At 72.1% G+C, this 19,180-nt stretch carries 19 protein-coding genes; 7 read left to right on the top strand and 12 right to left on the bottom strand.

The window, feature by feature from the left end:
* The first annotated feature begins 17 nt into the window (after positions 1–17).
* Positions 18–590, top strand: coding sequence for a Uma2 family endonuclease (locus tag AC5L30_RS23035; RefSeq protein ID WP_494869758.1), 573 nt, complete (start codon positions 18–20; stop codon positions 588–590).
* Here AC5L30_RS23035 and AC5L30_RS23030 read toward each other — a convergent pair.
* The gene (locus AC5L30_RS23030; protein ID WP_494869756.1) at positions 571–999 is read right to left on the bottom strand and encodes an ester cyclase; all 429 of its coding nucleotides are present in this window, start codon (positions 997–999) and stop codon (positions 571–573) included. The genes AC5L30_RS23035 and AC5L30_RS23030 overlap by 20 nt on opposite strands.
* Positions 1,000–1,080: 81 nt before the next feature.
* On the opposite strand from AC5L30_RS23030, the gene AC5L30_RS23025 reads away from it, so the two are divergent.
* Positions 1,081–2,100 carry a glutathione S-transferase family protein gene (locus AC5L30_RS23025; protein ID WP_494869754.1) on the top strand — a complete coding sequence of 340 codons (1,020 nt, stop codon included), beginning with the start codon at positions 1,081–1,083 and terminating at the stop codon, positions 2,098–2,100.
* Between the two features lie 132 nt (positions 2,101–2,232).
* Here the strand turns inward: AC5L30_RS23025 and AC5L30_RS23020 are convergent, their stop codons facing one another.
* Together AC5L30_RS23020 and AC5L30_RS23015 are read right to left on the bottom strand one after the other, a co-directional pair.
* Positions 2,233–3,195, bottom strand: coding sequence for a complex I subunit 1/NuoH family protein (locus AC5L30_RS23020; RefSeq protein ID WP_494869753.1), 963 nt, complete (start codon positions 3,193–3,195; stop codon positions 2,233–2,235).
* Positions 3,195–4,055: an NADH-quinone oxidoreductase subunit C gene (locus AC5L30_RS23015; protein WP_494869752.1), complete on the bottom strand. Its 861-nt coding sequence runs from the start codon at positions 4,053–4,055 to the stop codon at positions 3,195–3,197. Before AC5L30_RS23015 ends, AC5L30_RS23020 begins: the two co-directional genes overlap by 1 nt.
* Positions 4,056–4,160: 105 nt before the next feature.
* Between AC5L30_RS23015 and AC5L30_RS23010 the strand changes: the two genes are divergently transcribed.
* Complete coding sequence (locus tag AC5L30_RS23010) at positions 4,161–5,207, top strand: glucose 1-dehydrogenase (protein ID WP_494869751.1); 1,047 nt, start codon at positions 4,161–4,163, stop codon at positions 5,205–5,207.
* A 16-nt stretch (positions 5,208–5,223) separates the two neighbouring features.
* On the opposite strand, the gene AC5L30_RS23005 is transcribed toward AC5L30_RS23010, so the two are convergent.
* Complete coding sequence (locus AC5L30_RS23005) at positions 5,224–6,540, bottom strand: DUF2252 domain-containing protein (protein ID WP_494869749.1); 1,317 nt, start codon at positions 6,538–6,540, stop codon at positions 5,224–5,226.
* A gap of 101 nt (positions 6,541–6,641) precedes the next feature.
* Positions 6,642–7,223, bottom strand: a complete 582-nt coding sequence (locus tag AC5L30_RS23000) for an NADH-quinone oxidoreductase subunit B (protein WP_091402527.1) — start codon at positions 7,221–7,223, stop codon at positions 6,642–6,644.
* Between the two features lie 195 nt (positions 7,224–7,418).
* On the opposite strand from AC5L30_RS23000, the gene AC5L30_RS22995 reads away from it, so the two are divergent.
* Positions 7,419–7,979, top strand: a complete 561-nt coding sequence (locus tag AC5L30_RS22995; RefSeq protein ID WP_494869748.1) for an RNA polymerase sigma factor — start codon at positions 7,419–7,421, stop codon at positions 7,977–7,979.
* On the top strand, positions 7,972–9,171 hold the full coding sequence (locus tag AC5L30_RS22990) for a hypothetical protein (RefSeq protein WP_494869747.1): 1,200 nt from the start codon (positions 7,972–7,974) through the stop codon (positions 9,169–9,171). The genes AC5L30_RS22995 and AC5L30_RS22990 overlap by 8 nt, the downstream gene beginning before the upstream one ends.
* 63 nt (positions 9,172–9,234) lie before the next feature.
* Here the strand turns inward: AC5L30_RS22990 and AC5L30_RS22985 are convergent, their stop codons facing one another.
* The 3 genes from AC5L30_RS22985 to AC5L30_RS22975 form a co-directional block, all read right to left on the bottom strand.
* Positions 9,235–10,728, bottom strand: coding sequence for a pyridoxal phosphate-dependent decarboxylase family protein (locus AC5L30_RS22985; protein WP_494869745.1), 1,494 nt, complete (start codon positions 10,726–10,728; stop codon positions 9,235–9,237).
* 27 nt (positions 10,729–10,755) lie between these two features.
* The gene (locus tag AC5L30_RS22980; RefSeq protein WP_494869744.1) at positions 10,756–12,141 is read right to left on the bottom strand and encodes an MFS transporter; all 1,386 of its coding nucleotides are present in this window, start codon (positions 12,139–12,141) and stop codon (positions 10,756–10,758) included.
* 156 nt (positions 12,142–12,297) lie between these two features.
* Positions 12,298–12,612 (bottom strand): MGMT family protein, encoded by a 315-nt coding sequence (locus AC5L30_RS22975; RefSeq protein WP_494869743.1) that lies wholly within the window; start codon positions 12,610–12,612, stop codon positions 12,298–12,300.
* 61 nt (positions 12,613–12,673) lie between these two features.
* Here AC5L30_RS22975 and proB point away from each other — a divergent pair, with 61 nt between their 5' ends.
* Both proB and AC5L30_RS22965 read left to right on the top strand, forming a co-directional pair.
* Complete coding sequence (gene proB, locus AC5L30_RS22970; protein ID WP_494869742.1) at positions 12,674–13,783, top strand: glutamate 5-kinase; 1,110 nt, start codon at positions 12,674–12,676, stop codon at positions 13,781–13,783.
* A 37-nt stretch (positions 13,784–13,820) separates the two neighbouring features.
* On the top strand, positions 13,821–15,062 hold the full coding sequence (locus AC5L30_RS22965) for a glutamate-5-semialdehyde dehydrogenase (protein WP_494869740.1): 1,242 nt from the start codon (positions 13,821–13,823) through the stop codon (positions 15,060–15,062).
* A 10-nt stretch (positions 15,063–15,072) separates the two neighbouring features.
* On the opposite strand, the gene AC5L30_RS22960 is transcribed toward AC5L30_RS22965, so the two are convergent.
* The 4 genes from AC5L30_RS22960 to AC5L30_RS22945 all read right to left on the bottom strand — a co-directional run bounded on the left by AC5L30_RS22960 (position 15,073) and on the right by AC5L30_RS22945 (position 19,177).
* Positions 15,073–15,960 (bottom strand): prenyltransferase/squalene oxidase repeat-containing protein, encoded by an 888-nt coding sequence (locus tag AC5L30_RS22960; RefSeq protein WP_494869868.1) that lies wholly within the window; start codon positions 15,958–15,960, stop codon positions 15,073–15,075.
* Positions 15,961–16,086: 126 nt separating this feature from the next.
* Positions 16,087–17,268 (bottom strand): adenylyltransferase/sulfurtransferase MoeZ, encoded by a 1,182-nt coding sequence (gene moeZ, locus AC5L30_RS22955; protein WP_494869739.1) that lies wholly within the window; start codon positions 17,266–17,268, stop codon positions 16,087–16,089.
* Between the two features lie 123 nt (positions 17,269–17,391).
* Entirely contained in the window at positions 17,392–18,222 is an 831-nt protein-coding gene (locus AC5L30_RS22950) for a DUF3152 domain-containing protein (RefSeq protein ID WP_494869738.1), read from the bottom strand.
* Positions 18,223–18,322: 100 nt separating this feature from the next.
* On the bottom strand, positions 18,323–19,177 hold the full coding sequence (locus AC5L30_RS22945) for a DUF3152 domain-containing protein (RefSeq protein ID WP_494869737.1): 855 nt from the start codon (positions 19,175–19,177) through the stop codon (positions 18,323–18,325).
* Positions 19,178–19,180 lie beyond the last annotated feature (3 nt).

Raw genomic sequence — 19,180 nt, 5'->3', positions numbered from 1 at the left:
ACCTGGAAGGACCTGCCATGACCGCCGCGCTGCAGAGCGACTACCCGCCCGAGAGCGGATGGACGACTGACGATCTGGATGCGCTGCCCGAGGATGGCCGCCGCCGGGAACTGCTCGATGGAGTGCTGCTGATGTCCCCCTCCCCCACCCGCACCCACCAGACCATCGCGATGCGTCTTGGCGTCGCGCTCGACGAAGACTGCCCCGACGGCTACGACGTCACCCAGGCGGTCGAGGTGCGGATCAACCGCACCCGATCCTTCATCCCCGACGTGCTGATCACCACGGCTGCCGCAGCGGCTCGCGAGCCGTCGAAGTACGAGCCGCACGAGGTGGTCCTTGCCATCGAGATCGTCTCACCGAGCACCCGCTCCATCGACCGGGTGCTGAAGCCGGCGCTGTACGCCCAGGCCGGCATCCCCTTCTACTGGCGGATCGAGACCGAAGGCGCGCTGGAGGTCGTGACCTACCGGATCGACGCGGTGAACGAGGTCTACGCCGAGACCGGGCGGTGGACGAAGTTCGTCGACACTGGCGAGCCCTTTCCGATCAATCTGCCGATCAGCCGGATCACGCCCCGGGTCCGTTGACGACGGTCGGTGGGAGCATCTCGACGCCGAGTTGTTGCAGCAGTTGGAACAGCTCGTTGCAGCTCCACACCTCGACGATCCGGCCCGCCGCGTCGAAGCGCAGGAACGTCGCCCCCGAGTAGCTGACCACCTGCCCGGTCGGTGGCACCGGCCCGAACTGCCCGACGTGGGTGCCGGCGGCCCGCCAGTGCACGGCCACCCGCTCACCGGCCGCGACGACGTCGACGATCTTGTAGCGCAGGTCCGGGAAGGCCGCCCGGCGCTCGCGGTGCCAGGCCAGCGCCGCCTCCGGCCCGGTGCCGCCCAGCCCCGGGCACTCCTCGGCGACCAGCTCGTACGCCGACTCCTCCTGGCGGGCATTCCACACATCGGCGATGAACCGCCGGGCCGCCGCCTCCACATCCGTCATGCCGGCAGGGTATCCGGGACCACGGTGCGCCGTAGATCCGCGAGGATTGGGTAGAGACACTCACCAGACCGGGAGGGCGACGTGGGCGAGGGAAAAGGCGGCAAGTACGTCGAGCCGGGCAGCGAGTTCACCCGCGACCAGCGGTACATCGCCACCCGGATCACCGAGGACGGGCGCGACGGATATCCGGTCGAGCCGGGGCGGTACCGGCTGGCGGTCAGCCGGGCCTGCCCGTGGGCCAACCGACTGATCATCGTGCGGCGGTTGCTCGGTCTGGAGGACGCCATCTCGATGGCGGTGGCCGGTCCGACCCACGACGCCCGGAGCTGGACCTTCGACCTCGACCCGGACGGCCGGGACCCGGTGCTCGGCATCGAGCGCATCCAGGAGGCGTACTTCAAGCGCTTCCCCGGCTACGAGCGCGGCATCACCGTGCCGGCGATCGTGGACGTGCCGACCGGGCAGGTGGTGACCAACGACTACGCGCAGATGAGCCTGGACCTGTCCACGCAGTGGCGGGCGTACCACCGCGAGGGCGCTCCGCAGCTCTACCCCGAGCACCTGCGGGAGCAGATCGACGAGGTCAACGCCGTGGTGTTCCGGGACGTCAACAACGGCGTCTACCGGTGCGGGTTCGCGGGCAGCCAGGAGGCGTACGACAAGGCGTACCACCAGCTCTTCGACCGGCTGGACTGGCTCACCGAGCGGTTGACCGACCAGCGATATCTGGTCGGCGACACCATCACCGAGGCCGACGTGCGGCTGTTCACCACGCTGGTCCGCTTCGATCCGGTCTACCACGGCCACTTCAAGTGCAACCGGCAGAAGCTGAGCGAGATGCCGGTGCTGTGGGCGTACGCCCGGGACCTGTTCCAGACTCCTGGATTCGGCGACACCATCGACTTCGACGACATCAAGCGGCACTACTACGAGGTGCACCGCGACATCAACCCGACCGGGATCGTTCCGCTCGGCCCCGACCTGTCCAACTGGCTCACCCCGCACGGCCGGGAGGTGCTGGGTGGCCGCCCCTTCGGCGACGGCACCCCACCCCCACCCCCAGCCGAGCCCGTCGACCCCGCACACACCCCGCTGCGCTGACCGGGGGCCTACCCGCCCCCTAGCGCGCGTCGATCTTGCACTTTCTGACGCCGGAATGCCCTACGTGGTCGCTTTCGCCGGGCAGGAAGTGCAAGATCGGCGCGGAAGGTTGGGGGCAGGGTCGTAGGGGGTCTACAGGGCGATGCGGACGGCCGCGGTGAGGACCAGTTGGGCCAGGGATGCGGGCACGAGGACCAGCCAGCAGAGGCGTTGCAGTTGGTCCTCGCGCAGCCGCGGGTAGGACACCCGGAGCCAGATGACCACGAAGGACACCGCGAAGATCTTGAGCAGCGTCCAGAGCCAGCCGAGCTGATCGTCGGCGAACGGGCCCTGCCAACCGCCCAGGAACAGCACCGTGGTCAACGCGGCGATCACCACGATGCCGACGTACTCGGCGAGCAGGAAGAACGCGAACCGCAGACCGGTGTATTCGGTCATGTAACCGAAGACCAGCTCCGAGTCGGCCACCGGCATGTCGAACGGTGGCCGACGGATCTCGGCCAGCCCAGCGACGAAGAAAATGATCATCGCGGGTGCCTGCCAGAGCAACCACCACGGCTGCCACGCCTCGACGATGCCCGACAGGCTGAGCGTGCCGGCCGCCATCGCCACCGACGCGGCCGCCAGCACCAGCGGCAGCTCGTAACCGAGCAACTGGGCCGCCCCGCGCAACCCGCCGAGCAGGCTGTACTTGTTGGCCGACGCCCACGCCGACATCAGCACCGCCACCACCCCGACGCCGACCACGGCCAGCACGAAGAAGAGGCCGATGTCCAACGGTTGCCCGACCAGGTCGTTCGGACCGAGCGGAATGACCAGCAGCACCAGCAGGTAGGGCACCAGGGCCACCGCCGGCGCCAGCCGGAACACCGCCCGGTCCGCCTCGCGTGGCGTGATGTCCTCCTTCTGCACGAACTTGACCCCGTCGGCCACCAACTGCGCCCAGCCGTGGAAGCCGCCCGCGTACATCGGGCCGAGCCGGCCCTGCATGTGCGCCATCACCTTGTGCTCGGCCTGGCCGACAAGCAACGGCAGGGTGAGGAACGCGACCACCACGCCGCCGATCCGGAGCACCAACTCCACCCAGAGCGGCATCAGGCCGTACCCCCGTCGTGGTCGCTCCGGCCGGCGCGGCCCGGCGGGTCCGCGACCGGCTCGCCACCCGATGCGGCCGGGCCGGCGCCAGGCTGGTCAGGTGTGGCCGGACCCGCGCCGGGCGCGGGCTGGTCGGCGGGGGCCGGGCCGCCGGCGGTGCCGGCCGGCCGGGGAGTACGCGCCGGACGGGCCCCCGGGGCAGACCGCGCCGGACGCTCACCGGCCGGTCTGGCCGGGGTGCCACCGCGCGGGCCCTCCCCCACCCCACCGGCGCCAGCCGGGGTGGGCGTGGGCCCCCACTCGCCCGGAGCGGGAACGCCCGGCGGGCGGATCGGTCGACGCCCGCCGCCGGCCTCGGACTCGCCCGGCTCCTTCGCACCCGGCCAGGGCTTCGCCACCCGGGAGGCGAGCACGAACTCCTTGCGCAACGGGTGGCCCTCGAACTCCGGGGGGAGCAGCAGCGGCAGCAGTTCCCCGTGGCCGGCGAAGTCGATGCCGAACATCTCGTGCGTCTCCCGCTCGTGCCAGGCGGCACCGGGGTAGACGTCGACCACCGAGGCGACCGTGGGCGCGCCGCGCGGCAACCGGGTACGCAGCAGCAGGCCGTGGCGCAGTCGCGTCGACCAGAGGTGCGCCACCACGTCGAAGCCCTCGGCCAACTCGTCGACGGCGGAGAGCCAGTCGAAGAAGTCGCAGGCCAACTCGGCGTCGTCACGGGCGGCGGAAACCGCGGTCAGCCAACTCGCCGGTGGCACATCGACGGTGGCCCGGGCGAACCGTTGCCCGCCGGAGACCGACGGGGTCGCCTCAACCGGCGCGAGCAGCGCCACCAGTCGAGCGCCGACCTCTTCGGGAGTCATGCCGCTGATCCTAGTGCCGGCCGGGCCCGCAGCTTGCCGCCGCCGATGCCAGCCGATCTGCCGGCTTTGGGCGCGGCGCACGTCTCGGCGGGGAAAGATGAGGGCGTGCGCGCTGTGACGGTGAGACCCGGGGTCGCCAACTCGCTGAACCTCGTCGAGGATCAGCCGGAGCCGGCTGCCGAGGAGGGTTCTGTCCTGGTCGAGGCGCTGGCGGTGGGGATCTGCGGCACCGACCACGAAATCATCGCCGGAGATTACGGCGAAGCGCCGCCAGGTGCGGACCGCCTGGTCATCGGGCACGAGTCACTGGGCCGGGTGATCGAGGACCCGAGCGGCACCCTGCAACCCGGCGACCTGGTGGCCGGGATCGTCCGGCATCCCGATCCGGTGCCCTGCCCGAACTGCGCGGTCGGCGAGTGGGACATGTGCCGCAACGGCCAGTACACCGAACACGGCATCAAGGGACTGGCCGGGTTCGCCCGTGACCGCTGGCGGGTCGAGCCGCAGTTCGCTGTCGCGCTCGACCCGACGCTGGCCCAGGTCGGCGTGCTGCTGGAGCCGACAAGTGTGGTGGCGAAGGCCTGGGACCACATCGAGCGGATCGGGCACCGGGCCGAGTGGCAGCCGCAGACCGTGCTGGTGACCGGGGCCGGGCCGATCGGGCTGCTGGCCGCGTTGCTCGGCACCCAGCGTGGGCTCACCGTCCACGTGCTGGACCGGAACACCGAGGGGCCGAAGCCGGAGTTGGTCGCCGGGCTCGGTGCCACCTACCACACGGTGCCGGTCAACGACCTGCCCTTCGAGCCGGACGTGGTGATCGAGTGCACCGGCGCTCCCACGGTCGTCCTCGACGTCATGTGCAAGGCGGGGCCGACCGGGATCGTCTGCCTGGCCGGGGTGTCCAGCGGTGGCCGCACCATCGACTTCGACGCCGGGGCGCTCAACCGGGCGCTGGTGCTGGAGAACAACGTGGTGTTCGGCTCGGTGAACGCCAACCGGCGGCACTGGAGCATGGCCGCGCAGGCACTGGCCCGCGCCGACCAGGTCTGGCTCGAGTCGCTGATCACCCGGCGGGTGCCGGTGAACCGGTACGCCGACGCGTACACCCCCGGGCCGGACGACATCAAGGTGGTGCTGGAGTTCGCGTCCTGAGCGACGCCACGCCCGATCAGATGCCCGGCAGCCGACCGTTGCGGAACAGGTCGACGAAGAGCTGGTGGTCCTCGCGGGCGCGCACCCCGTACGCGTGCGCGAAGTCCACCAGGTGGGCGACGAAGCCCGGCTCGTCGGCGTCCACCACCGCGACGATCGCCTCCTCGGTGGAGTAGTCCACCAGGTCGTGACTGGATTCGTCGTCGGCGACCGAGTGCATCCGGGCCACCGCCCGGCCAAGGTCGACGAGAACCCCGGTCAGCTCCTCCGGCTCGTTCACGTCCGACCAGTCCAGATCGGCGGCGTACGGGGAGACCTCGGCGACCAGCTGACCAGCCCCGTTCAGCTCGGTGAAGCCCAGCCACGGGTCGGCGTGCGCCTGCAACGCCCGCTGCGACTCGGCGGTCCGGTGCCCCTGGTGCTGGAAGTAGCCGCGGACCGACTCGTCGGTGACGTACCGCGCCACGGCCGGCACCTGCGCCTGCTTCATGTAGATGACGACGTCGTTCTCCAGTGCCTGGGTGTGGCCCTCCAGCAGCAGGTTGTACGACGGCAGCCCGGCCGAGCCGATGCCCACCCCCTTGCGCAGCACCACGTCCTTGATCCGCGCCGCCACCGGGCGCAGCTGCGTCGAGGCGGTGGGCAGGGTGCCCAGGTAGTCCTGGAAGGCGGCGCTGACCAGATCCCGGGTGGCGTCGTCGATCTCGAAGACCCCGTCGCCGATGGAAAACCGTCGCTCGTAGTTGTCGATGGTGGTCTGCGCGGCGAGCAGGTCGACGCGGGTGTTGAGCCGGGCCCGCTGGAGCACCCGGCGCAGCACCCCGTCGGCGTTGTCCAGGGTGATCGAACCGATCGCGTCGTCACCGCCGGCGGCGATGGCCCGCAGCTCGGTCAGGTACGACCGGGCGAACCCGGCCACCAGCTCCCCGATCGCCGTGTCGGAGAGCGCCTTGCCATAGCCGAGCAGCGCCACGCTGGCCGCGAGCCGGCGCAGGTCCCAGGTGAACGGCCCGACGTACGCCTCGTCGAAGTCGTTCACGTTGAACACCAGCTGCCCGGAGGCGTTCATGTAGGTGCCGAAGTTCTCCGCGTGCAGGTCACCGTGGATCCACACCCGGCTGGTCCGCTCGTCGAAGAACCGGTCGTCGGCGAAGTCGCCGCGCTGGTCGGCGTAGAACAGCGCGGCGCTGCCCCGGTAGAAGGCGAACGGAGAGGCCGCCATCTTGCGGAACTTGCGGCGGAAGGCGGCCGGGTCGATCGCCATCGACGCCCCGAACTCCTCGGTGAGCACGTCGACGATGTGGGCGGATCGCTGGTCCGCTGAGCTGCTCATAGTGCGCAGGCTAGTGCGGCGGGTCCACAACAGGGTGGCGAACCAGCGATCCATCGATCATGCTGCGTGGCGTCCCGGTGCCCGGTGGCGGCCCGCCGCCCTCAGCTCGCGGTGGGTGGGCGTACCGGTGGGGCGGTGAGCGAGTCGACCGAGCGTGGCGCGGCGGCCTCGCGGGGCGGGGCGTCCAGCGGCGCGGCCAGCACGTCCCGCTGCGGCACACCCCCGATGCCGGACTGCTCGGCGGCGATCTTCTCCTGCAGGCGCAGGATGCCGTGCAGCAGCGCCTCCGGCCGGGGCGGGCAGCCAGGCACGTAGACGTCGACCGGGATGAGCTGGTCGACACCCTTGGTCACCGAGTACGAGTCCCAGTAGGGGCCGCCGCAGTTGGAGCAGGCGCCGAACGAGATGACGTACTTCGGCTCGGGCATCTGGTCGTAGAGCCGCTTGATCGCCGGGGCCATCTTGTCGGTCACCGTGCCGGAGACCACCATCAGGTCGGCCTGACGGGGGCCGTGGGCGAACGGGATCACGCCGAGTCGGATGAAGTCGTGCCGACCCATGCTGGTGGCGATGAACTCGATGGCACAGCAGGCCAGACCGAAGTTGAACACCCAGAGCGAGTAGCGGCGCCCCCAGTTCAGCACGAACCGGATCGGCTCGCCAAGCACTGCCGGCAGCTGCACGAGCGTCCCCTCTCCTCCTCGACAGTGAATCACAGCCGGCGTCCGTACGGTCCGGCGGTGAGCGGCCTGAGCGCCCCGCCAGGTGTCCCGGAGCCGACAAGAATCGGCGGCGATTGACGCGCAACCTACCGGCGGGCTCGCTGGTGTGACCGGTGCTGGCGAACACACCGCCCGCAGCCGCCACGGGGAGGACGAGTGCTTGTGACACGAGATGTGCGGGTGGGCGGACGCCCGCCGGACCCGCCGGGAACCGCCACCTCCACGCCGGCGGAGCTGGTCTTCGACGACTTCTACCACGCCCACTTCCGCGGGCTGGTGGTGCAGCTGACCGCGTACACGGGTGACCGCGGGCAGGCGCAGGACCTGGTTCAGGAGGCGTTCTGTCGGGCGTACGCCCGCTGGGACCGGCTCGCCGAGTACCAGGACCCCCTCGCCTGGGTCCGTCGGGTCGCCTGGAACCTCGGCCACAACCGGTGGCGGCGGCTGCGGACCGCCCAGCTGTGGCTGCTGCGGCAGCGGGAGACACACGTCGCGGAGCCGAGCCCGGACCGGGTCGCCGTCGACGCCGCCCTGGCGAAGTTGCCGCCGAATCAGCGGCGGGCCGTCGTGCTGCACTACCTCGCCGACCTAACGGTCGCCGAGATCGCCGCTCAGGAACAGGTCGCCGAGGGGACGGTCAAGTCCTGGCTGCACCGGGGCCGGACCGCGCTCGCCACTCACCTGCGCGACACCAAAGAGGAGGTGCGGGATGTCTGAGCAGGAGATTCTTGACCTCGCCGAAGAGTTTGCCCGATACCGCCGTACCGCGCTGGCCGAGGTCGAGGCACCGGGGCCTGCCGCCGTTCGGCGGACGGTACGAGGCCGCGGCCGACGCCGGCTGGCGGCCACCGCCACGACGGCGCTCGCCCTGTTCGGCGGGTCGGCCGTCGGATACGCGGCGATGACCGGCCCGGACCACCAGCCTGGTCCGGTCGAGCCGACGCCGAGCGTGTCGGTGTCGCCGACACCGCCGCCGACTCCCACCCCCAGCCCCGCCGGGACCAGTGCCACCCCGACCACAGCCGTGCCGGACGGCCGGTTCAGCCGGGCCGAGCTGCTGGGGGTGCCGATAACTCTGCCGGCATGGCGGGCCGGACCAGGCTGCCCGACATCGCAAACGCGGCTCACCGCCGATTCCCGGGAGGGCGAGAACTGGCTCTTGGCGCTCGACCACGGCGACATCGACGGGGACGGCGCGGTGGAGACGGTGGCACTCGTGCAGTGCGCGCTCGGCACCCGCGGGCCGATGCAGGTCGTCGCCTTCGACCGCGACAAGGAAGGAAAGGTGACGACGCTCGGCCGGGTGGTCGCGACCACCATCGACAAGCCGCAGTGGCTGTTCGCGCTGGATGTCGTGGGCGACGGCACGGTCCGCGTGCAGGTCGGTGACATCGCTCCCGGCGGCGGTTGGCCCGCCGAGTGGTCACAGCGGCAGTGGCGGGGCTACCGCTGGAAGGGCGAGACCTTCGCGCAGGTCTCCGGGCCGACGAGCTTCGGTCAGAACCCGCACTCGGCGGATATCTCGGTGACCGCCACCGACCTCGTGCTGACCACGGCCGACGACGGCTCCCGGACGGGTACGGCCACCGTGCGGGTTCGTAACCGGGGCACCAAGCCGGTCGCCCACGTGGACCTACGGCTGGGCTTGCCGGCGGAGGTGCGCCCGGACGTCGACGGATGGGGCCCGTGTTCGGGCGAGCCCCAGCACTCCAGAAATCCGCTGACCTGCACCCTGGGGCGGCTGGCAGCGGGGGCGGAGGTGCGCCTGGACCTGAGCTTCCGGTTGGCCGAGGGGATCGCGCTGGGCACCGGGAAGGCTGACGTGGATGTCCGGCCGATGGACAGCGGATTCGACTACCTGATGGACATCAACGACGCCGACAACCAGGTGCGGATGAACTACCGCTGACGGTCCGGTCACCGCCGGCCGCGCCGCACGCCACGGGGGCGTACGGCGCGGCCGGCGTTCCGGTCACCAGGTCGGACGTTGCAGCAGGCCGACGAACTCGACAAGCAGCCGCTCCCGCAGAGCCGGCGGCGCGGCGTCGAGCAGCGTGTTCACCACCGCCATCCGCTCCGGCAGCGGCGCACCGTCCGGCTCGCCGCCCAGACCCAGCCCGGCGGCCAGGCCCGCGACCAGCTCCGGGGTCAGCGCGTCCGGCGTGAGGGCACCGGCCAGCGCGGCCAACTCCGCGGGCAGCCGGACCGGGCCGGCGGCCCTGGCTGCGGTCACCGCCTCGGCCAGGTCCGGCCCGAACTCGGCCACCCGGGGCGCGACCGCGGCGGTCACCGTGAGATGCACACTGGCGGGCAGACCGGCGTACGAGAGCTGGGGTTGGGTGTGCCAGCCCCGCGCGGTCAGCTCGTCGACCAGGACGAACAGGTCGGGGCCGCCCTCGGTGGCGGTGAAGCAGACCACCGTCGACTCCGGCTCGGCCATCAACCGCAGCCCGTCGACGGCCCGGACCGCGTCGGCCAGACCGGCGACCGCGTCCCGGGTGACGGCGGTCAGCCGCAGGTAACCGTCGTCGCCGAGGTGCCGCACGGTGGCGTACGCGGCGGCGATCGGCCCGCCCGAGCGGGTGGACGCGATCACCGGGTTGATCATCGTGTAGCCGGGCCAGTCGGCGTACGCGAAGTATTGCGGGGCGCGCAGGGTGGCGTCACGGTGCAGCAGCACCGACACCCCCTTCGGCGCGTACGCGTACTTGTGCAGGTCGACCGAGATGGAGGTGACCCCCGGCACCGCGAAGTCGAACGCCGGCACCGGCTCCCCGAGACGGCGCAGGTACGGCAGGGTCCAGCCGCCGAAGCAGGCGTCGACGTGGCAGCGCACCCCGGCCTCGGCGGCGGCGGCCGCGATCTCCGCGACCGGGTCCACCACCCCGTGCGCGTACGACGGCGCGGAGCAGGCCACCAGCACCGTCTCCGGGCGGATCGCGGCGGCCATCGCGGCCGGGTCGGGACGCAGCGTCTCCGGGGAGACCGGCACGACGTCCAGCGCCACGCGCAGGTAGTGCGCCGCCTTGGCGAACGCGGCGTGCGCGCTCGACGGCACCACGATCCGGGGGGCGGAAATCTCCGGGTGAGCGTCCCGGGCTGTCTTGACGGCGAGGATCAGCGACTCGGTGCCGCCGCTGGTGACGCTGCCGACGACGTCCGGGGCGGTGGTGCCCGGGCCGGCGCCCAGCACCCGGCCGGCGGCGCCGACGAGCGCGTTCTCCATAGCCAGCAGGGACGGGAACGCGGTCGGGTCCAACCCGTTGACGTGCGCGCTCTCCCGGTGGGCGGCGGCGGCCAACTCGTCCAGCCCCGGCACCGCCGGGTCGTAGACGTACGCGAACAGCCGTCCCCCGTGGGTGGGCCGGTCCGCGCCGCGCAACTGCCGAACCTCGGAGAGCGCAACCTCGGCGGGAACCCCCGCAGCAGAGAGCGCCCCGGCCTCGACCCTGTTCTCGTCGATCATGGAGTTACGGTGCCCTTCTCGTGACGGTCAACGGCTTTCGTCCCCCAGCACAACTGCATGATCCGTCAGGTCGCTGTGGGCGGTGAGGGTGTACTGGCGGAGCAGGAGGATCGGAGGGGCGATCAGCAGGGCCGGGATCAGCGTGAAGCCGAGGAGGACACCCAGTCTCGCCGTGTCGGACTGGGCCGCGGCCGAGCCGGTGTCGGAGGACACGTAGCCGGAGAGCTGGAGCACCAGTCCGTAGATACCCGGGCCGAGCGCCAAGCCGAAGGTCTCCCCGGCGGTCCACAGCCCGGTGAAGACGCCCGCCTGCCGTCGACCGGTGCGCGCCGTCTCGTGCGCGATGCAGTCCGGCAACATGGCCAGCGCGAAGACCTGCTGCCCGGCGTACCCCACGCCGATCAGCGCGACTACGAGATAGACGGCCACCGCCGGCAGCACCGGGGCGGCCACCAGGGCGAACGCACCGACGGCGAGGATCAGCGAGGCGACGACCAGGGCGGTGCGCTTGCCCAGCCGGGCACCGATCCGGCTCCAGATCGGCATCACCAGCAGCGCCGGCCCGACGAAGCAGACGAAGAGCAGGGTCGGCCCGCTCTCCTCGTCGCGCAGGATCTGCCCGGCGAAGTAGTTGACCCCGGCCAGGATCGTGGCGACCCCGGCGGACTGCACCACGAAGCAGATGAGCAGCGCCCGGAACGGGCGGTTGGCGCCGGCCACGGCGAGCTGGGCGCGCAGGGTCGGCTCGCTCTCGCCCACCGTGCCGGTCGGCGCGGACCGGGTGCCCAGGAACGCGCCGAGGGCGCCGAGGGCGATCAGCACCGCCACGAACAGCCCCATCCAGCGGTGCCCGGCCACGCCGTCACCACCGGCGCTCACCACCAGCGGCGCGACCGCGCCGGAGACCAGGATGGCCAGCGCCAGCACCGCGATCCGCCAGGTCATCAACCGGGTGCGCTCGGCGTAGTCGCCGGTCAGCTCCGCCGGCATCGCCACGTACGGCACCTGGAAGAACGCGAACGCGGTGGCGGTGGCGAGGAAGGCGAACGCCACGTACGCCGCGGCGCCCGAGCCGTTACCGAAGGGCGCGGCGAAGATCGACGCGAACAGGACGGCGAGCGCGAGGCCGGCGACGAGCAGGTACGGCCGGCGGGCGCCCCACCGCGACCGGGTGCGGTCGGAGATCCGCCCGGCGACCGGGTTGACCAGCACATCCCATGCCTTGGGCAGCAACACCAGCAGGGCGGCCAGCCCGGCGGCCACGCCCAGTGTGTCGGTCAGGTACGGCAGCAGCAGCAGACCGGGCACGGTGCCGAACGCTCCGGTCGCCAGGGAACCGAGCGCGTAGCCGGCGTGCACCGATCGGGGCAGCGAGCCGGTGGCTGACGAGCCGGCGCCCGGCGGCGTTTTCATGGGCCCGAATGTTACTCACGTTATTTCGAGGGCTGACCAACCTGCCGGCCCTGGTACGCACAGCCGAACAGTCAGGTTGACGGCAGCGCAGGCCCGCAACCGCCGTCACCGTCGGTGTGGCACGTCCCGCCCGCGACAGGTCACGCCCGCCGGTGGTCACATCCCCTCGTCCGGCGACCAGGCCGCCGCCGCGATGTCCACACCCTCGCCGCGCAGCGGCACTCCCTCGGCCCGCAGTCGGGCCCGCGCCTCCCGCTCGTGCCCCGGTGGCAGTCGACCACTCGCCGCCACCACCCGGTGCCACGGCACCGAGCCCCCGTGCCGGGCCATGATGTTGCCGACCAGCCGGGCCGAGGCACGCCCCGAGCGCTCGGACAGCGCGTCGGCCACCCCGCCGTACGACATGACCCGGCCCTCCGGGATCCGCTCGACCAGGTCGAGCACCGCCTCGACATACTCGTCAGGAGTCACAATCCGCCACCATATGGGAACGCTAGCGGGCGGTGCGTCCGTGACCACGCAGAATGGTCGGGTGCGCGACGCAGTCACGACGGCCCGGCGGGTCGTCGTCAAGATCGGATCCTCCTCGTTGACCACCGCCACCGGCGGGTTGGCCGACGAGCGCGTCGACACGCTGGTCGACACCCTCGGTCGGCTCACCGCCGAAGGGCGCGAGGTGGTGCTGGTGTCCTCCGGCGCCATCGCCGCCGGGCTCGCCCCGCTCGGGCTGCCCCGACGCCCGCGTGACCTGGCCACCCAGCAGGCCGCCGCCAGCGTCGGGCAGGGGCTTCTGATCGGCCGGTACGCGGCCAGCTTCGCCCGACACGGCCGCACCGTCGGGCAGGTGCTGCTCACCGTCGACGACGTGACCCGGCGAGCGCACTACCGCAACGCCTACCGGACGCTGCGCAAGCTGCTCGACCTGCGGGCGGTGCCGATCGTCAACGAGAACGACACGGTGGCCACCCAGGAGATCCGGTTCGGCGACAACGACCGGCTGGCCGCGCTGGTGGCCGCGCTGGTGCACGCCGACCTGCTGGTGCTCCTCTCCGACGTGGACGCCCTCTGGACCGGCGACCCCACCAAACCCGACTCGACCCGGATCGCCGAGGTTCGTGACGACGCGGACCTCGCCGGCATCACCATCGGCGGGGCCGGCCGCGCCGGCGTCGGCACCGGCGGCATGGTGACCAAGGTCGAGGCCGCCCGGATCGCCACCGGCTTCGGCATCCCGGTGGTGCTCACCGCCGCCGACCTGGCCACGCCGGCACTGGCCGGCGAACCGGTCGGCACGCTCTTCCACCCGCAGCGGCGACGCCCGACGGCCCGGCTGTTCTGGCTGGCCCACGCCACCTCGCCCCGGGGACGGCTGCACCTCGACCCGGGCGCGGTCGCCGCCGTCGTCGGGCGGCGCAAGTCGCTGCTCCCGGCCGGTATCACCGCCGTGGACGGCACGTTCACGGCCGGCGACCCGGTGGACCTGGTGGACACCGCCGGCGCGTCGGTCGCCCGAGGGCTGGTCAACTACGACGCGGTGGAGCTGCCCGGGCTGCTCGGCCGCTCCACGTCCGAACTCGCCGCGGCGCTCGGCCCGGCGTACGAACGAGAGGTCGTCCACCGCGACGACCTGGTGCTGCTGTGAACCGAGGACCTTCCCCCCACCACCGAGGAGTGCTGGCATGAGCGTCGTTGAGCAGGCGCGACGGGCACGGGACGCCGCCGCGGAGTTGGCCGTGGCCACGCGTACGGTCAAGGACGCCGCGCTGGTGGCGATGGCCGACGCGCTGGTGGCGCGTACCCCGGAGATCCTGACCGCGAACGAGACGGACCTGGCGGCCGGCCGCGAGGCCGGGCTGACCGCAGCCGTGCTGGACCGGCTCGCGCTCGACGCGGGGCGGGTGGCCGGCATCGCCGACGCGCTGCGCGAGATGGCCGCGTTGCCCGACCCGGTCGGCGAGGTGGTCCGCGGGTCCACCCTGCCCAACGGCCTGGAGCTGCGCCAGATCCGGGTGCCGTTCGGGGTGGTCGGCATCATCTACGAGGCGCGGCCCAACGTGACCGTGGACGCCGCCGGGATCTGCCTCAAGTCCGGCAACGCGGCGCTGCTGCGCGGGTCGTCGTCGGCCGCGCACTCGAACGCCGCGCTGGTCGCGGTGCTGCGCGACGCGGTCGCCGGGGCCGGTCTGCCCGCCGACGCGGTGCAGCTGCTCGACGCCAGCTCCCGCGACTCGGTCAAGGAGCTGATGCGCGCCCGAGGGCTCGTCGACGTGCTCATTCCGCGCGGTGGGGCGTCGCTGATTCGCACCGTGGTCGAGGAGTCGACAGTGCCGGTGATCGAGACCGGGGTGGGCAACTGCCACGTCTACGTCGATGCCGCCGCCGACCTGGCGAAGGCCGTCGCGGTGACGCTGAACGCCAAGACGCAGCGCCTGTCCACCTGCAACACGGCCGAGTCGCTGCTGGTGCACGCGGGCATCGCCGACGCGTTCCTGCCACCGGTGCTGGCGGCGTTCGCCGAGGCGGGGGTGACCGTGCACGGCTCACCCGAGGTGGCCGCGTACTCCGCCGCCGTGGTCCCGGCCACCGAGGAGGACTACGCCACCGAGTACCTGTCCGCCGACATCTCGGTGGCGGTGGTCGACTCGCTGGACGCGGCGGTCGCGCACATCCGCCGGTACGGCACCGGGCACACCGAGGCGATCGTCACCGACTCGGCGAGCGCGGCCCGCGACTTCGTGGCCCGGGTGGACGCGGCGGCGGTGATGGTGAACGCCTCGACCCGGTTCACTGACGGGGGCGAGTTCGGCTTCGGCGCGGAGATCGGCATCTCCACCCAGAAGCTGCACGCCCGCGGTCCGATGGGCCTGCCCGAGCTGACCAGCACCAAGTACGTCGTCACCGGGGACGGGCACCTGCGCTAGCGGCGGCGGCTCAGCCGGGCGGGGTGGGGCGGGCCGCCCGGATCGCGGCCAGCGTGGCGTGCACGTCGAACTGGTGGCCGTCGTCGCTCTCCCAGCCGCCGTCGCTGCGCTGGGTCTCGGCCAGCCGGCGCAGCGCCCGCACCATGATCCAGTCCTGTGGGTCGACGCCGGCTCGGCGCAGCGTGGCCGCCAGCCACGCCACGTCACCCGGGGACATCTTCGGCATCCGCTCGGCGAGCACCACCTGGATCCGGGCCGACTCCTGAAACATCTCCTGCCGGTGCAGCACGGCCGCGCTCAGCCAGCCGGCGGCGAGGAACGACGGCCAGCTACCGTCCGGGCGCAGCCGCGTGGCCAGCGAGTGGGCCGCTGCCTGCACCACCCCGGCGTACGCCCCACCGACCCGGTGGTCGAGCGGACCCGAGGCCCGGGCGTCCAGGCCGGCGACGGTGAGCCAGAAACCGGCGTTGGCCGACACGAGGAACCCGGCCTCCGGATCGCCGGGCCGGGCCCACTCCGGTGCCGAGTCGGCCAGCGACGCGTCCTCTTCCCAACCGCCGTCGGCCTGCTGTCGGGACGCCAGCCAGTCCAGTGCGCGCCGGGCGGCGGGACGGCCCAGCGCGCCCAGGTCGTCCAGCTCGGCGAGCCGGAAGCAGGTGGCGTCGATCGAGGCGACCTCGCCGCCCCAGGTGGCCGGCCAGCCGCCGTCTGGTGACTGGCCGACCTCGGCCGTCTCCAGCAACCCGTCGGGCACGGTAGTGCCGTTGCGGAGCCAGGAGAGGCGGGCGCGTTCCACCGCATCCCCATGCGCCACGACGAACCCGATCGCGGCTTCCAAGTCGACCACGGCGGAGACGCTACCTGCGCAGACGCGATGCCGCCTCGGAGAATCGGCCAGCCCGGACTGGCTGCGTCGCTCCGGCGGGACGGCCGCTCGGCGTGATCTGCGTCGATTTGCCGGGGCGGCCGGGTGGGCCGCCCCGGCTCGGCGACGTGGCCGAGTGGGCCCACCCGGCCCGATCGGTCAGTACGCCGGGAGCGACGGGTCGATCTGCTTGATCCAGGAGAGCACGCCGCCCTGCACGTGCACAGCGTCCTTGAAACCGGCCGCCTTGAGCGCGGCGAGCGCCTCCGCCGAGCGGACGCCGGACTTGCAGTGCAGCACGATCTGCCGGTCCTGCGGCAGCTTCGCGAGGGCCTCGCCGGAGATGATGTCGCCCTTGGGGATCAGGGTGGCGCCGGGGATCTGGACGATCTCGTACTCGGCCGGCTCCCGCACGTCGACGAGGAAGATGTGCTTGCCGGCGTCCTGCCACTCCTTCAGCTCCAGCGCGGTGATGGTCGAGTCGACCGTCGCCTCCTGGGCCTCCTCGGAGACCGCGCCGCAGAAGTCCTCGTAGTCTTCCAGCAGGTCGGTGACCGTCGGGTTGTCGCCGCAGAGCGCGCAGTTCGGGTCCTTGCGGACCTTGATCTTGCGGTACTCCATCTCCAGGGCGTCGTAGACCATCAGGCGGCCGACCAGCGGCTCACCGATGCCGGTGAGCAGCTTGATCGCCTCGTTCACCTGGATCGAGCCGATCGACGCGCAGAGCACGCCGAGCACTCCACCCTCGGCGCAGGAGGGGACCATGCCGGGCGGCGGCGGCTCCGGGTAGAGGCAGCGGTAGCAGGGGCCGTGCTCGGCCCAGAACACCGACGCCTGACCGTCGAAGCGGTAGATCGAGCCCCAGACGTACGGCTTACCGAGCAGCACCGCCGCGTCGTTCACCATGTAGCGGGTGGCGAAGTTGTCCGTGCCGTCGACGATCAGGTCGTACTGGGCGAAGATCTCGCGGACGTTCTCCCGGTCCAGCGCGGTGTTGTGGATCTCCACGTTGACCAGGGGGTTGATCTCGCGGATCGACGCGGCGGCGGACTCGGCCTTGGACCGGCCGATGTCGGAGACGCCGTGGATGATCTGGCGCTGGAGGTTGGACTCGTCGACGGTGTCGAAGTCGATGATGCCGAGCGTGCCGACCCCCGCCGCGGCGAGGTACATCAGGGCGGGCGAGCCGAGGCCACCAGCGCCGACACAGAGCACCCGGGCGTTCTTCAGCCGCTTCTGGCCGGTCACCCCGACGTCCGGAATGATCAGGTGACGTGAGTAGCGGCGGATCTCGTCTACGGTCAGCTCGGCGGCGGGTTCGACGAGCGGGGGCAACGACACGGTGGACTCCCCGGGATCGGCGGTGTGAACCGCGCCATTGTTGCTCGCGGGAGCCCCGCTCGGCCATGAGGGACGACACGTGGTCCGGTATGCGGGAGCGGGAATAACCGACGAGCCGGCCGATCAGGGGACGATGTCCCCCGCGTAGCGACGGCCGTCGAGGTAGGGCCAGGCGTTGGCGACGCAGCCGTGCAGGCCGTACGTCTGTTGTTGCATCACCGGGGCGGGCTCTCCCGGGCCGGGACACGCCTCGTGGTCCTCGCCGAACTCGTGGCCCACCTCGTGGTTGATGACGTAGGTCCGGTAGGTGTCCAGCGAGGCGCCGTAGTCGGGGACCGCCTCCATCCAGCGGGCCAGGTTGATGATGACCTGACCGGGCAGGCGGCAGGAGGTGTAGCGCTCGGTGGTCAACCCGCCCTCGGCGCACATCCGCTCGGACGTGACCGGGGTGGCCAGGTAGATGGTGAAGTCGGCGGCCTCGGCGTCGACCACCCGCTGCACCCGCAGCTCATCGGAGGCGATCCAACTGCGCGGGTCGGCCAGCACCTCGTCCACCCTGGCGGCGAAGACGTCGGCGTCCTGGCCGGCGCCGCGTTCGACGACGACCCGGTAACGGTGCAACGGCCCGTCCGTGCCGTGCACCGGTGTCTCGCCGTCGGCCGCTGTGAAGCGACCCGCTCCGACCGACGGGTAACTGGTGGGCGCCGGGTGCGCGGCCACCCCACCTCCATGACCCATTCCGCCCTGGGTGCTGGCCGGCGGCTCGCCTGACTGCTCACCGTCCCGGCTCGCCGTCACACCGATAGCGGCGGCGAGCACGAGCAGACCGAGCAGACCGAGCAGCGTGCTGCGGCGACGACGCCGGCCCATCCGAACAAGCGCGGGACGCACAGCCCGGAGCGCCGACCGGTGGTCGGGCGGCCGGGGCGGGCCGTAAGGGGACGACGGCGTCATGAGTCGAGCCTGCCAGATTATTCGGGCATTTCTCCATTATTATCGCTATTGCCGCAAGACGCCTGATGGGGGTGATCCTCGGTGGATCGGGCCGATCGACTCAGAGGGCGGGGCCGGTGTAACGACGCCCGCCGAGGTACGGCCACGGGTTGACCCGGCACCCGTTGAGGAAAAGCGTCTGCTGCATCATCACCGGCGCCGGCCGGCCCGCACCGGGGCACCGCTCGTGCCGGTGCCCAAGCTGGTGACCGACCTCGTGATTGACCACGTACGTCCGGTAGACCGTCAACGGCACGCCGGCCGAGACGAAGTGCGGCACCGACAACCGCCACCGATCCAGATTGATGATCACCTGGCCGGGTGCCCGACAGGACGTGTACGGCCGACCGCCGACCCGGATGTCCACCCCACCGTTGGCGCACATCCGACCCGCGGTGCGGGCGGTGGCCAGGTAGACGGTGAAGTCGCGAGGCGCAGCCCCCGGCACCTGCTGTAGTCGCAGCCGGCCGCTGTCGACCCAACTGCCCGGCCCGGCGAGCGCCACCTGAACCGCCTGGGCGAACTCGGCGGCGTCCTCGTCACTGCCCGACTCCACCGCGACCCGGTACCGCCGCAGCTCACCTGCCCGACCCAGCACGGGGCCGGAGCGGGCGTCGTAGCCGAAACTGCCCGTGCCGGCGCTCGGAACCGCGCCGGGCACCCGCAACAGCGGGGGCGGGCTGGACGGGACCGGGTCGGCGGGCGAGGGGTCGGCCGACGGCGGCAGCGGCCCGGCCACCAGCGGCGGTGGCGTGCCGATCTCCTCGGCGGCCAACCGGTCGGCGCCAGGATGCCCACCCGGCCCCTCGGCGATCACGGTCACCGCCGCGCCGACGGCCACCACCACCGCCACCAGTTGGGCGAGCAGCGCGAAACGTCGCCGACGGCGACCAGGGGGGCGGGCTGAGCTGGGCATCCA

It is taken from the genome of Micromonospora sp. BQ32 (genome assembly GCF_059358895.1).
The sequence above is the reverse complement of the archived record's forward strand: the minus strand, read 5'-3'. Positions and strand labels throughout refer to the sequence as shown.

Bases quoted from the DNA above. Each gene is read 5' to 3' on its own strand.
- AC5L30_RS23035 (WP_494869758.1), top strand. From the start codon at position 18: ATGACCGCCGCGCTGCAGAGCGACTACCCGCCCGAGAGCGGATGGACG.
- AC5L30_RS23030 (WP_494869756.1), bottom strand. From the start codon at position 999: ATGACGGATGTGGAGGCGGCGGCCCGGCGGTTCATCGCCGATGTGTGG.
- AC5L30_RS23020 (WP_494869753.1), bottom strand. From the start codon at position 3,195: ATGCCGCTCTGGGTGGAGTTGGTGCTCCGGATCGGCGGCGTGGTGGTC.
- AC5L30_RS23015 (WP_494869752.1), bottom strand. From the start codon at position 4,055: ATGACTCCCGAAGAGGTCGGCGCTCGACTGGTGGCGCTGCTCGCGCCG.
- AC5L30_RS23005 (WP_494869749.1), bottom strand. From the start codon at position 6,540: ATGAGCAGCTCAGCGGACCAGCGATCCGCCCACATCGTCGACGTGCTC.
- AC5L30_RS22990 (WP_494869747.1), top strand. From the start codon at position 7,972: ATGTCTGAGCAGGAGATTCTTGACCTCGCCGAAGAGTTTGCCCGATAC.
- AC5L30_RS22985 (WP_494869745.1), bottom strand. From the start codon at position 10,728: ATGATCGACGAGAACAGGGTCGAGGCCGGGGCGCTCTCTGCTGCGGGG.
- AC5L30_RS22980 (WP_494869744.1), bottom strand. From the start codon at position 12,141: ATGAAAACGCCGCCGGGCGCCGGCTCGTCAGCCACCGGCTCGCTGCCC.
- AC5L30_RS22965 (WP_494869740.1), top strand. From the start codon at position 13,821: ATGAGCGTCGTTGAGCAGGCGCGACGGGCACGGGACGCCGCCGCGGAG.
- AC5L30_RS22950 (WP_494869738.1), bottom strand. From the start codon at position 18,222: ATGACGCCGTCGTCCCCTTACGGCCCGCCCCGGCCGCCCGACCACCGG.
- AC5L30_RS22945 (WP_494869737.1), bottom strand. From the start codon at position 19,177: ATGCCCAGCTCAGCCCGCCCCCCTGGTCGCCGTCGGCGACGTTTCGCG.